Source organism: Microbacterium protaetiae, assembly GCF_004135285.1.
Lineage (GTDB): Bacteria > Actinomycetota > Actinomycetes > Actinomycetales > Microbacteriaceae > Microbacterium > Microbacterium protaetiae.
Genome location: NZ_CP035494.1, coordinates 638115 through 649749 on the forward strand (window position 1 = coordinate 638115; position 11635 = coordinate 649749).

Annotated in this window: 21 protein-coding genes and 1 rRNA gene; all 22 read right to left on the reverse strand. The window is 65.9% G+C overall.

Features of this window, described 5'->3' with window-relative positions; all coding sequences use genetic code 11:
• Window positions 1-108: 108 nt before the first annotated feature.
• The 22 genes from rplO to rrf all read right to left on the reverse strand — a co-directional run bounded on the left by rplO (window position 109) and on the right by rrf (window position 11597).
• Window positions 109-714: a 50S ribosomal protein L15 gene (rplO, locus tag ET475_RS02820; RefSeq protein ID WP_129385820.1), complete on the reverse strand. Its 606-nt coding sequence runs from the start codon at window positions 712-714 to the stop codon at window positions 109-111.
• Entirely contained in the window at window positions 714-899 is a 186-nt protein-coding gene (rpmD, locus tag ET475_RS02825) for a 50S ribosomal protein L30 (protein WP_129385822.1), read from the reverse strand. The genes rplO and rpmD overlap by 1 nt, the downstream gene beginning before the upstream one ends.
• A complete protein-coding gene (rpsE, locus tag ET475_RS02830) occupies window positions 899-1606 on the reverse strand; it encodes a 30S ribosomal protein S5 (RefSeq protein ID WP_129385825.1) in 708 nt (235 codons plus the stop codon). The genes rpmD and rpsE overlap by 1 nt, the downstream gene beginning before the upstream one ends.
• On the reverse strand, window positions 1603-1962 hold the full coding sequence (gene rplR, locus ET475_RS02835; RefSeq protein ID WP_129385827.1) for a 50S ribosomal protein L18: 360 nt from the start codon (window positions 1960-1962) through the stop codon (window positions 1603-1605). The genes rpsE and rplR overlap by 4 nt, the downstream gene beginning before the upstream one ends.
• Before the next feature lie 2 nt (window positions 1963-1964).
• Window positions 1965-2501 (reverse strand): 50S ribosomal protein L6, encoded by a 537-nt coding sequence (gene rplF, locus ET475_RS02840; RefSeq protein ID WP_129385829.1) that lies wholly within the window; start codon window positions 2499-2501, stop codon window positions 1965-1967.
• A gap of 6 nt (window positions 2502-2507) precedes the next feature.
• Window positions 2508-2906, reverse strand: a complete 399-nt coding sequence (gene rpsH, locus ET475_RS02845; protein ID WP_129385831.1) for a 30S ribosomal protein S8 — start codon at window positions 2904-2906, stop codon at window positions 2508-2510.
• Between the two features lie 101 nt (window positions 2907-3007).
• Window positions 3008-3598: a 50S ribosomal protein L5 gene (gene rplE / locus ET475_RS02850; protein ID WP_129385833.1), complete on the reverse strand. Its 591-nt coding sequence runs from the start codon at window positions 3596-3598 to the stop codon at window positions 3008-3010.
• A complete protein-coding gene (rplX, locus tag ET475_RS02855) occupies window positions 3598-3939 on the reverse strand; it encodes a 50S ribosomal protein L24 (protein WP_129385835.1) in 342 nt (113 codons plus the stop codon). The genes rplE and rplX overlap by 1 nt, the downstream gene beginning before the upstream one ends.
• A gap of 2 nt (window positions 3940-3941) precedes the next feature.
• A complete protein-coding gene (gene rplN / locus ET475_RS02860) occupies window positions 3942-4310 on the reverse strand; it encodes a 50S ribosomal protein L14 (protein ID WP_129385837.1) in 369 nt (122 codons plus the stop codon).
• On the reverse strand, window positions 4310-4645 hold the full coding sequence (gene rpsQ, locus ET475_RS02865) for a 30S ribosomal protein S17 (protein WP_129385839.1): 336 nt from the start codon (window positions 4643-4645) through the stop codon (window positions 4310-4312). The genes rplN and rpsQ overlap by 1 nt, the downstream gene beginning before the upstream one ends.
• Window positions 4645-4959, reverse strand: a complete 315-nt coding sequence (gene rpmC, locus ET475_RS02870) for a 50S ribosomal protein L29 (protein ID WP_129385841.1) — start codon at window positions 4957-4959, stop codon at window positions 4645-4647. Before rpmC ends, rpsQ begins: the two co-directional genes overlap by 1 nt.
• Window positions 4959-5378 (reverse strand): 50S ribosomal protein L16, encoded by a 420-nt coding sequence (rplP, locus tag ET475_RS02875; protein WP_129385843.1) that lies wholly within the window; start codon window positions 5376-5378, stop codon window positions 4959-4961. The genes rpmC and rplP overlap by 1 nt, the downstream gene beginning before the upstream one ends.
• Window positions 5378-6121 carry a 30S ribosomal protein S3 gene (gene rpsC, locus ET475_RS02880; RefSeq protein WP_129385845.1) on the reverse strand — a complete coding sequence of 248 codons (744 nt, stop codon included), beginning with the start codon at window positions 6119-6121 and terminating at the stop codon, window positions 5378-5380. Before rpsC ends, rplP begins: the two co-directional genes overlap by 1 nt.
• A complete protein-coding gene (rplV, locus tag ET475_RS02885) occupies window positions 6121-6513 on the reverse strand; it encodes a 50S ribosomal protein L22 (RefSeq protein WP_129385847.1) in 393 nt (130 codons plus the stop codon). Before rplV ends, rpsC begins: the two co-directional genes overlap by 1 nt.
• A 21-nt stretch (window positions 6514-6534) precedes the next feature.
• Window positions 6535-6816 (reverse strand): 30S ribosomal protein S19, encoded by a 282-nt coding sequence (gene rpsS / locus ET475_RS02890; RefSeq protein WP_129385849.1) that lies wholly within the window; start codon window positions 6814-6816, stop codon window positions 6535-6537.
• Between the two features lie 13 nt (window positions 6817-6829).
• Window positions 6830-7669: a 50S ribosomal protein L2 gene (gene rplB, locus ET475_RS02895; protein ID WP_129385851.1), complete on the reverse strand. Its 840-nt coding sequence runs from the start codon at window positions 7667-7669 to the stop codon at window positions 6830-6832.
• Window positions 7670-7694: 25 nt separating this feature from the next.
• On the reverse strand, window positions 7695-7994 hold the full coding sequence (rplW, locus tag ET475_RS02900) for a 50S ribosomal protein L23 (RefSeq protein WP_129385853.1): 300 nt from the start codon (window positions 7992-7994) through the stop codon (window positions 7695-7697).
• Window positions 7991-8647 (reverse strand): 50S ribosomal protein L4, encoded by a 657-nt coding sequence (rplD, locus tag ET475_RS02905; protein WP_129385856.1) that lies wholly within the window; start codon window positions 8645-8647, stop codon window positions 7991-7993. Before rplD ends, rplW begins: the two co-directional genes overlap by 4 nt.
• A 4-nt stretch (window positions 8648-8651) precedes the next feature.
• Window positions 8652-9311: a 50S ribosomal protein L3 gene (gene rplC, locus ET475_RS02910; protein ID WP_129385858.1), complete on the reverse strand. Its 660-nt coding sequence runs from the start codon at window positions 9309-9311 to the stop codon at window positions 8652-8654.
• Between the two features lie 8 nt (window positions 9312-9319).
• Window positions 9320-9628, reverse strand: coding sequence for a 30S ribosomal protein S10 (gene rpsJ, locus ET475_RS02915; protein WP_029145857.1), 309 nt, complete (start codon window positions 9626-9628; stop codon window positions 9320-9322).
• A 541-nt stretch (window positions 9629-10169) separates the two neighbouring features.
• Entirely contained in the window at window positions 10170-11027 is an 858-nt protein-coding gene (locus tag ET475_RS02920) for a hypothetical protein (RefSeq protein WP_165310705.1), read from the reverse strand.
• A gap of 453 nt (window positions 11028-11480) precedes the next feature.
• Window positions 11481-11597 (reverse strand): 5S ribosomal RNA (gene rrf, locus ET475_RS02925).
• Between the last annotated feature and the right edge of the window lie 38 nt (window positions 11598-11635).

The window sequence follows — 11635 nt, forward strand, 5'->3', positions numbered from 1 at the left end:
GCACACGCGGTGCGCACAGACAACCAGCGTATCTCAGCGCGCCCACGGGGCGGGACGGCCGGGATGCGAGCCGGGGCCGGAGGTTCTCCCCCGGCCCCGTCTGCCTGATTACTCCGCGGTGGCGACCGCGACGGTGCCGCCGGCCGCGACGATCTTCTGCTCGGCAGAGCTGGAGATCTTGTCGACCGACACGTTCAGCTTCACGGCGATGTCGCCGGTGCCCAGCACCTTGACACGCTCGTTCTTGCGAACCGCACCCTTGGCGACGAGGTCGCTGACCGTGACGTCTCCACCCTGCGGGTAGAGCTCGGCGAGCTTGCCCAGGTTCACGACCTGGTACTCGACGCGGAACGGGTTCTTGAACCCGCGCAGCTTCGGCGCGCGCATGTGCAGCGGCAGCTGACCGCCCTGGAAGCCGGGGCGCACCTGGTAACGGGCCTTGGTGCCCTTGGTGCCACGACCGGCGGTCTTGCCCTTCGAACCCTCACCGCGACCCACACGGGTCTTCGCGGTGTTGGCGCCGGGAACCGGGCGCAGGTGGTGCACCTTGACGACGTCGGGACGCGCGGGTGCGGCATCCTTGGTCGCAGCGGCCTTCTTCGCGGGGGCCTTGTCGGCCTTCGCGGCGGGCTTGGCGGCGGCCTTCTTGGCGGGGGCCTTCTTCTCGACCTTCTCCGCCTCGACGGCCTCTGTCTTCTCGGCGTTCTCAGCCATCAGTCGATCTCCTCAACCTGGACGAGGTGGGCGACGGCCTTCACGTAACCGCGCGTCTGCGCGTCGTCGGGACGGACGACGGAGTCGCCGATCCGCTTCAGGCCGAGGCTGCGCAGCGTGTCACGCTGGTTCTGCTTCTCGCTCACCTTGGACTTGATCTGCGTGACCTTCAGTCGGGACGCCATCAGGAACCTACCTTCTGCTCACGCGCGGCGGCCGCCGCAGCGGCCTCCTCACGCACAAGACGGGCCGGCGCGACCTGATCGAAGTCCAGGCCACGACGGGCGGCAACGGAGCGGGGCTCCTCGAGGCTCTTCAGCGCCGCCACGGTCGCGTGCACGATGTTGATCGTGTTCGACGAACCCAGCGACTTCGAGAGCACATCGTGGATGCCGGCGCACTCCAGGACGGCGCGCACCGGACCACCGGCGATCACACCGGTACCGGCGGCAGCCGGACGCAGCAGCACGACGCCGGCGGCAGCCTCACCCTGCACCGGGTGCGGGATGGTCTTGCCCACACGCGGCACGCGGAAGAAGTTGCGCTTGGCCTCTTCGACGCCCTTCGAGATCGCCAGCGGCACCTCGCGGGCCTTGCCGTAGCCGACACCGACCACGCCGTTGCCATCGCCCACGACCACGAGGGCCGTGAAGCTGAAGCGACGGCCGCCCTTGACGACCTTCGACACGCGGTTGATGGTGACGACGCGCTCGAGGAACTGGTTGTCGCCGCGGTCACGCGAGTTGCGGTCACGACCGCCACTGCGCGAGTTGCGGTCACCACGACCGCCACGGCGCTGCTCGCGCTCGTTGGTGTTCGCCTCGGTGGCCTCGGTGGCCTGCTCCGGCGCTGCCTGGTCGGCGGTCACTTCGGTCTCCTTGTTGTCACTCACAGGTTGAGCCCTCCTTCGCGGGCGCCCTCGGCGATGGCCGCGACACGACCGGCGTAGCGGTTGCCGCCACGGTCGAACACGACCTCGGCGACGCCGGCGCTCTTGGCACGCTCGGCGACCAGCTCGCCCACCTTGCGGGCCTTGGCGGTCTTGTCACCATCGAACGCACGCAGGTCGGCTTCGAGAGTGGAGGCACTTGCCACCGTGTGGCCCTTGCTGTCGTCCACGACCTGAACGAAGACGTGACGCGCAGAGCGGGTCACGACCAGGCGCGGACGCTCGGCGGTGCCGACGACCTTCTTGCGAAGACGGGCGTGGCGACGCGCACGGGCGTCGGACTTCGACTTCACAGCCATGCTTACTTACCAGCCTTTCCGGCCTTGCGCCGAACGATCTCGCCGGCGTAGCGCACGCCCTTGCCCTTGTACGGCTCGGGCTTGCGGATCTTGCGGATGTTCGCTGCCGCCTCGCCGACGGCCTGCTTGTCGATGCCGCTCACGGTGAGCTTGTTGTTGCCCTCGACCGTGAAGGTGATCCCGGCCGGCGGGTCTACCAGCACCGGGTGCGAGAACCCGAGGGCGAACTCGACCGAGCCGCCCTTCTGCGCCACGCGGTAGCCGGTGCCGACGACCTCAAGGCCCTTGGTGTAGCCCTGGGTGACACCGATGATGTTGTTGTTGATGAGGGTGCGGGTCAGGCCGTGCAGCGAACGCGACTCGCGCTCGTCGTCGGGACGGGAGACCAGAACCTGGCCCTCCTCGACCTTGACCTCGATGGGGCGCGCCACGGTGAGCGAGAGCTCACCCTTGGGGCCGGAGACCTGCACCTCCTGCCCGGCGACCGTGACGGTCACACCGGCAGGGATGTCAATGGGAAGACGTCCGATTCGTGACATGGCGGGTCACCACACGTAGGCGAGAACTTCCCCGCCCACGCCCTTCTGCTCAGCCTGGCGGTCCGTGAGGAGCCCAGAGGAGGTGGACAGGATGGCAACGCCCAGGCCGCCGAGGACCTTCGGCAGCTCGGTCGAGCGTGCGTACACGCGCAGACCGGGCTTGGAAACCCGCTTGATGCCGGCGATGGAGCGCTCGCGGTTCGCACCGTACTTCAGCGTGAGGGTCAGCGTCTGACCGACGCGGGCGTCTTCAACGGCCCAGTCGGCGATGTAGCCCTCACGCTTGAGGATCTCGGCGATGTTCTTCTTGAGCTTCGAACTCGGCAACGACACGGAGTCGTGGTGCGCCGAGTTCGCGTTGCGCAGACGGGTCAGCATATCTGCGACCGGGTCTGTCATTGTCATGTGGTTCTTCCTTTGTTCATAAGGTTTCGAACGCCGTTACACGACGGCCGACCTTCTATGACGACGATCTTCAGTTGTAGGACCGTGCGGGATGCCGCAGATCAGGCTGCGGCATCCTTGGCACGGAACGGGAAGCCGAGGTAACGCAGGAACGCACGCCCCTCGTCATCGGTGTTCGCGGTGGTGACGACCGTGATGTCGAAGCCGCGCACGCGGTCGATGCGGTCCTGGTCGATCTCGTGGAACACGGACTGCTCCTCGAGACCGAAGGTGTAGTTGCCGTGGCCGTCGAACTGCTTGTCGCTCAGGCCACGGAAGTCGCGGATGCGCGGCAGCGCGAGGCTGATCAGGCGGTCCAGGAACTCCCAGGCACGGTCGCCGCGCAGCGTGACGTGCGCGCCGATGGCCTGGCCCTCACGCAGCTTGAACTGCGCGATGGACTTGCGGGCCTTGGTCACGACCGGCTTCTGGCCGGTGATCTTGGTGAGGTCGTCGACCGCGCCATCGATCACCTTGCTGTCGCGAGCTGCCTCGCCGACACCGGTGTTGACCACGACCTTGACCAGGCCGGGGATCTGCATGACGTTCTGGTACCCGAACTCCTCCTGCAGCTTCTGCTGGATCTCGCTCTTGTACTTCTGCTTCAGGCGGGGCTGGATCTTGCCAGCCTCCGCAGCAGTGGTGGTGCTCATCAGAGGTCCTTACCGCTCTTCTTGGCGTAGCGCACGCGAACCGTGCGCTTCTCACCGTTCTTGATCTGCTCCTCGATGCGGTGGCCGACACGGCTCGCGCTCTTGCTCGAGGGGTCGACGACGGCGACGTTGGAGATGTGGATCGGAGCTTCCATCGTCTCGATGCCACCGGTCTTGGTACCGCGCTGGGTCTGACCCACGCGGGTGTGCTTGGTGACGTAGTTCACGCCCTCGACGATGACGCGGTTGGTCTCGGGGATGACCTGAAGGACCTTCCCCTGCTTGCCGCGGTCATTGCCGGACAGGACCTGAACCAGGTCGTCCTTCTTGATGTTCGCCATGATCAGATGACCTCCGGGGCCAGCGAGACGATCTTCATGAACTTCTTGTCACGAAGCTCACGACCGACCGGGCCGAAGATGCGGGTGCCGCGGGGCTCCCCGTCGTTCTTCAGCAGCACGGCGGCGTTCTCGTCGAACTTGATGTACGAGCCGTCGGCACGACGGGTCTGCTTCACGGTGCGCACGATCACGGCCTTGACGACATCGCCCTTCTTGACGTTGCCGCCGGGAATGGCGTCCTTGACCGTGGCGACGATGGTGTCACCCAGGCCCGCGTAACGGCGGTTGGATCCGCCGAGCACACGGATGGTGAGCAGCTCCTTGGCGCCGGTGTTGTCGGCGACCTTCAGTCGGGATTCTGTCTGAATCATTACTTGGCCTTCTCGAGGATCTCGACCAGACGCCAGCGCTTGGTGGCGCTCAGCGGTCGGGTCTCGTGGATGACGACGAGGTCGCCTACACCCGCCGTGTTGTTCTCGTCGTGCGCCTTGAGCTTCTCGGTGCGACGGATGACCTTGCCGTAGAGGGGGTGCTTCACGCGGTCCTCGACCTCGACGACGATCGTCTTGTCCATCTTGTCGGACACGACGTAGCCGCGCGCCGACTTGCGGTAGCCGCGCGTGCCCGCATCACGGACATCGTGCTCGGCGTGCTCGTGACCGGAGGTCTGAGCGACCTCGGCCTCGGCCTTCTTCGCGGTGGCCATTACTGCGCCTCTTCCTTCGGTTCGGCGGAGTCAGCGGCATCCGCCTTCTTCGCCTTGCTCTTCTTCGCCTTGCCCGTCTCGACCGGAGCGGGCGTGGCACGAATGCCGAGCTCGCGCTCGCGGATCACGGTGTACAGCCGCGCGATGTCGCGCTTGACCGCACGAATGCGGCCGTGGCTCTCGAGCTGACCGGTAGCCGACTGGAAGCGCAGGTTGAACAACTCTTCCTTCGCCTTGCGCAGCTCCTCGGTCAGGCGCTGGTCTTCGAACGTGTCGAGCTCGCTTGAGGCGAGCTCCTTGGTGCCGATCGCCATTACGCGTCGCCCTCCTCGCGCTTGATGATGCGTGCCTTCAGCGGCAGCTTGTGGATCGCACGGGTCAGCGCCTCACGAGCAAGCTGCTCGTCGACGCCCGCGACCTCGAACAGGACGCGGCCCGGCTTGACGTTGGCAACCCACCACTCGGGCGAGCCCTTACCGGAACCCATGCGGGTTTCGGCCGGCTTCTTGGTCAGCGGACGGTCGGGGTAGATGTTGATCCACACCTTTCCGCCACGCTTGATGTGACGGGTCATGGCGATACGAGCGGACTCGATCTGCCGGTTCGTCACGTACGCCGGGGTGAGCGCCTGGATGCCGAACTCGCCGAAGGAGACCTTCGTGCCACCGGTGGCCTGGCCGCTGCGCCCGGGGTGGTGCTGCTTGCGGAACTTGACTTTACGGGGGATAAGCATTACGCCGATGCTCCTTCTGCGACGGGCGCCTCGCTGCGCGGGGCACGACGCTGACGGTCGCCGCGCGACGACTTCTGATTGGCCTGCTCGCGGGCAAGCTCCTTGTTCGTCAGGTCACCCTTGTAGATCCAGACCTTCACGCCGATGCGGCCGAAGGTGGTGCGGGCCTCGTAGAAGCCGTAGTCGATGTTCGCGCGAAGCGTGTGCAGCGGCACCCGGCCCTCGCGGTAGAACTCCGACCGGCTCATCTCGGCGCCGCCGAGGCGGCCCGACACCTGCACGCGCACGCCCTTGGCGCCGGCGCGCTGGGCACCCTGCAGGCCCTTGCGCATGGCGCGGCGGAAGGCCACGCGCGCCGAGAGCTGCTCGGCGATGCCCTGGGCGACCAGCTGAGCATCGGCCTCGGGGTTCTTCACCTCGAGGATGTTCAGCTGGATCTGCTTGGCGGTGAGCTTCTCGAGCTCGCCACGGATGCGCTCGGCCTCGGCGCCACGACGACCGATCACGATGCCCGGACGGGCGGTGTGGATGTCGACGCGAACGCGGTCACGGGTGCGCTCGATCTCGATGTTGCTGACACCGGCACGGTCGAGCTGCTTGGTCAGCAGCTGCCGGATCTTGATGTCCTCGGCTAGGTAGTCGGCGTAGCGCTGACCCGGCTTCGTCGAGTCGGAGAACCACCGCGACACGTGGTCGGTGGTGATGCCGAGGCGGAAGCCGTACGGGTTTACTTTCTGTCCCATTACTTGCTCGCCTTCTTCGTTGCTGCGCCGGCCTCGGCGACCTCAGGGGTCGCCAGCACGACGGTGATGTGGCTGGTGCGCTTCTTGATCTGGAACGCACGACCCTGCGCACGAGGCTGGAAACGCTTCAGCGTCGTCCCCTCGTCCACGAAGGCGTTCTTCACGTACAGATCCTGCTCGTCCAGAAACTCGTTGTTCTGGTCGGCCTTCACGCGAGCGTTGGCCACAGCGGATGCCACGAGCTTGTAGATCGGCTCACTGGCGCTCTGCTGGGCGAACTTCAGGATGGCAAGGGCCTCTTCGGCCTGCTTGCCCTTGATGAGTGCGACGACGCGACGAGCCTTCTGAGGGGTCACGCGGATGTGTCGCACACGTGCGATGGACTCCACCATTTCTTCTCCTCTGCCGGCGCCTTAGCGACGGCGGCCCTTCTTGTCGTCCTTCTCGTGGCCGCGGAAGGTGCGGGTGGGCGCGAACTCGCCCAGCTTGTGGCCCACCATGCTCTCGCTGACGAACACGGGGATGTGCTTGCGGCCGTCGTGCACGGCGATCGTGTGACCCAGCATGGCCGGGACGATCATCGAGCGACGCGACCAGGTCTTGATGACGTTCTTCGTACCCGCCTCGTTCTGCGTAGCGACCTTGCGAAGCAGGTGCTCGTCGACGAAGGGGCCCTTCTTAAGACTGCGTGGCATCTTCTGTTCCTACCTACTTGCGCTTCTTGCCGGCGGTGCGACGACGCACGATGTACTTGTCGCTTTCCTTGTTCGCGTGGCGGGTGCGGCCCTCAGGCTTGCCCCACGGCGTCACGGGGTGACGACCACCAGAGGTGCGACCCTCACCACCACCGTGCGGGTGGTCGACCGGGTTCATGACGACACCGCGCACGGTCGGGCGGATGCCCTTCCAGCGGTTGCGGCCCGCCTTGCCCCAGTTGATGTTCGACTGCTCGGCGTTGCCGACCTCGCCGATCGTGGCGCGGCAACGTGCATCCACGTTGCGGATCTCGCCCGAGGGCAGACGCAGCTGCGCATACGGGCCGTCCTTGGCGACCAGACGCACGCTGGCACCGGCCGAGCGGGCCAGCTTGGCGCCACCGCCCGGGCGCAGCTCGATGGCGTGCACCACGGTACCGGTGGGGATGTTGCGCAGCGGCAGGTTGTTGCCGGGCTTGATGTCAGCCGAGGGACCCGACTCGACGATGTCACCCTGCGACAGCTTGTTCGGCGCCAGGATGTAGCGCTTGGTGCCGTCGACGAAGTGCAGCAGTGCGATGCGCGCGGTGCGGTTCGGGTCGTACTCGATGTGGGCGACCTTGGCGTTCACGCCGTCTTTGTCGTTACGACGGAAGTCGATCACGCGATACTGGCGCTTGTGCCCACCGCCGATGTGGCGGGTGGTGATGCGGCCCTGGTTGTTACGACCACCGGTCTTGGCGAGCGGCTTCAGCAGCGACTTCTCCGGCGTCGATCGGGTGATCTCGGCGAAGTCGGCCACCGACGAGCCGCGGCGACCCGGAGTCGTGGGCTTGTACTTGCGAATAGCCATGTTCTCTCGTCCTTCGTTCCGGCCGTCAGCCGACTGCCGTGAAGATGTCGATGGTGCCCGACTTCAGAGTCACGACGGCGCGCTTGGTGTCCTTGCGCTTGCCGGTGCCGAAGCGGGTGCGACGGGCCTTGCCGACGCGGTTGAGCGTGTTGACCGAAGCGACCTTGACGCCGAAGATCTTCTCGATGGCGAGCTTGATCTCGGTCTTGTTCGCGCGGGGGTCCACGGTGAACGTGTACTTGCCCTCGTCGATCAGACCGTAGCTCTTCTCGGAGACGACCGGCTTCAGGATGATGTCGCGCGGGTCCTTGTTGACGGCACTCATGCCGAGACCTCCTCGGTGGCACCGCTCTTGGACGCGACGAAGGCGTCGAAGGCGGCCTTGGTGAAGACGATGTCGTCAGAGACGACCACGTCGTAGGCGTTGAGCTGGTCGAAGGTCAGCACGTGCACCTCGGTGAGGTTGCGAACGCTCTTGACCGTCACCTCGTCGTCGCGGTCGACGACCACGAGCACGTTCTTGACGGCGCCCAGGTCGTTGAGCACCGAGACGGCGTTCTTCGTGGACGGGGCATCCTTCAGTCCGAAGGACTCGACCACGTGCAGACGCTCGCCGCGCGCACGGTCGCTGAGCACGCCCAGCAGGGCGGCGGCGATCATCTTCTTGGGCGTGCGCTGCGAGTAGTCGCGCGGCTTCGGGCCGTGGACGATGCCACCACCGGTGTGCTCGGGGGCCCGGATCGAACCCTGACGGGCGTTACCGGTTCCCTTCTGCTTGAACGGCTTGCGGCCCGAGCCCGAAACCTCACCACGACGCTTGGTCGAGTGAGTGCCCTGGCGGGCGGCGGCGAGCTGCGCGACGACCACCTGGTGGATCAGCGGGATGTTGGTGTTGACGTCGAAGATGGCGGCGGGCAGCTCGACGGCGCCTGCCTTCTTGCCATCCGCCTTGCGGACGTCGAGGGTCTTCTCAGCCATGGACTCAGGCACCCTTCACTGCGTTGCGGACGTAGACGATGCGGCCGCGCGCGCCGGGGACGGCGCCCTTGACGAGCAGCAGACCCTTCTCGGCGTCGACGGCGTGCACCGTGAGGTTGAGGACGGTCACGCGCTCGCCACCCATACGGCCGGCCATGCGCATGCCCTTGAAGACGCGGCTCGGGGTCGACGAGGCGCCGATCGAACCGGGCTTGCGGTGGTTGCGGTGCGCACCGTGCGAGGCCGAGACGCCCTTGAAGTTGTGGCGCTTCATGACACCGGCGGTGCCCTTGCCCTTGCTCGTGCCCACGACGTCGACCAGCTGGCCGGCTTCGAAGGTGCCGTCGACGGTGAGCTCCTGACCGAGTGAGTAGTCAGCAGCATCCGCAGTGCGGATCTCGGTGACGTGACGACGCGGCGTCACGCCGGCGGCCTCGAAGTGGCCCTCCAGCGGCTTGGTCACCTTGCGCGGGTCGATCTGGCCGGCGGCGATCTGAACGGCGTTGTAGCCGTCCTTCTCGGGCGTGCGGACCTGGGTGACCACGTTGGGCGCGATCTCGATCACGGTGACGGGAACGAGCTTTCCCTGGTCATTCCACACCTGGGTCATGCCGAGCTTGGTGCCCAGCAACCCCTTGGAAGTCTTGTTGTTGATGTCAGCCATGTCGAACCTCAGAGCTTGATCTCGATGTTGACATCGGCCGGCAGGTCAAGGCGCATCAGCGAGTCGACGGCCTTGGGCGTCGGGTCGATGATGTCGATCAGACGCTTGTGGGTGCGCATCTCGAAGTGCTCGCGGCTGTCCTTGTACTTGTGCGGCGACCGGATGACGCACACGACGTTCTTCTCGGTCGGAAGCGGCACAGGGCCCACGACGGAGGCGCCGGCTCGGGTCACGGTGTCGACGATCTTGCGCGCCGAGCTGTCCAGCCCCGCGTGATCGTACGACTTCAGGCGAATGCGGATCTTCTGTCCCGCCATTGTCTGCTCACTCTCTTTCTCGCGTCTTACGCTTTCGCGCATTGGACGCACGACGACGCTTGCGCGCCTTGGCACGTGCACCGGCTGTTCCGGTGATGCTGCACCACTGTTCTTCTGTCAGGCCGGATGCCGGGCATCCGGCTCCCACGCGCACGTCTCCCCCGGAGGAAGATGGTGTGTGGGATGTTCGTTCTGCTACCCGCGGCCTAGGATCTCGCCTATGCACTGCCCTGGTAGTGATCCGGGGCGCACCTGAGCGCGCTCGCCGGAATGTGGAACCTCAACAGTCTACGTGCATCCCGGGCGTGTCGCAAATCCACCCGCCCCACCGCACCCCGCCTCGCCCCGCGAGTTGTCCCCGCGTTGCGCGACCTGTCCCCACCCCAACGCCGACTTGTCCCCGCGTCGCACGACCTGTCCCCGCCCCAACGCCGACTTGTCCCCGCGTTGCACGACCTGTCCCCACGCCAACGCCGAGTTGTCCCTGGGTTGCCCGAGTTGTCCTCGGGTTGCGTGAGTTGTCCCCGCCAAGGGTGACGACTCAACCGATAAACGGGTACATGCCGATGCCGCGCAGAAAGTCGGCGAAGTCGGCGATGGTCCGCGCTTCCGCAAAACCACACCGATCGCAGTCCCAGCCCGTGGCGGCACGGACGCGCAACTCACGAGACTTCTGGTCCGCGAACACCTCCTCGACGCTGCGGCCAGCCATGAGTTCGGCGTCGGTGTATTTGAAGAGCCCATCGAACTCGAGCCACCGCCGAAGCGCCGGCCAGCACAGGTCGAGCAGAGCGTATCCCCCGTCCGCAAAATTCACGCGGTACTGCAGTTCGGGAGCCGGAAGCCCCAGCTGATAGCACCAGAGACGAATGATGCTCTCGCCAGCCAGTTGCGCGCGCCCATCAGCGAACTCAGTCACGAAGCGCGCCTGTCGGATGCCGCGCGCCCCCGAATGCGCACGGACTCGCTCGCGAATCGCTGTACGGAAGCGCTCTGCAGCTGCTTCGTCGTACGTCCGGGTCTCGTCGTCCCATGCCACCGACCGCAACGCCGCGTCGAAGACGACGACCGCTGCTTCCAACGACACCGTTCGGACCACGTCGTATACCGTGCGCTCGAGAGAGGTCACGCGCATACCGTCGATCACCACGACATCGCTCTCGGGCAGCGGGCAATAGTGTCGACGGATGTCGGCGCTGCTCCGTCGCGGATGACGGCCCGACACGATCACGTCGACGCGAGAGTCACGGATCATATACAGCGGTAGGCCATGCCATGCCGCAGCAGTGCAGTGGGAGTCGGTCGATCGCTCTGGCGTTGTGCTCCGGGCATGCACCGCAGACGCCAGAGTGCGCAGCCGAGCCTCGCTGAACAGATCGTTCCACTCGTCGCTGCGCACGTATGCTCCGCGACCGAGCATCGTAAACCGCGACTCGTCGTGATCGACTCGCCGGGAGAACGCGCTGCTTCGGTCGGAGCGAATGATCTGCGCGTGGGCCGTCTCATGCTGCATGTCCCCACTGTGATGCATCATCGGTAGCTTTCAGCCGGCGTCATCCAGTTCTGTGGACAACTCGACCGCCTCCCCCCGTTGGGGAGGAAACGACGACGGGACAACTCACGCACCCCGGGGACAACTCGGCGCTGGGGCGGGGACAACTCGCGCAACCCGAGGACAACTCGCGCAACCCGAGGACAACTCGCGCAACCCGAGGACAACTCGCGCAACCCGGGGGCAGGTCGCGCAACCCGAGGACAACTCGCGCAACGCGGGGACAACTCGCGCAACGGCGGGACAAGTCGGGCAACGCAAAGAGGCCGACCCCGAAGGGTCGGTCTCTTTGTGAAAAGTGTTCGGCGGTGTCCTACTCTCCCACAGGGTCCCCCCTGCAGTACCATCGGCGCTGAGAGGCTTAGCTTCCGGGTTCGGAATGTCACCGGGCGTTTCCCTCTCGCTATGGCCGCCGAAACAATATGGATATGTCAATCAGATTCCCGACCGCACAT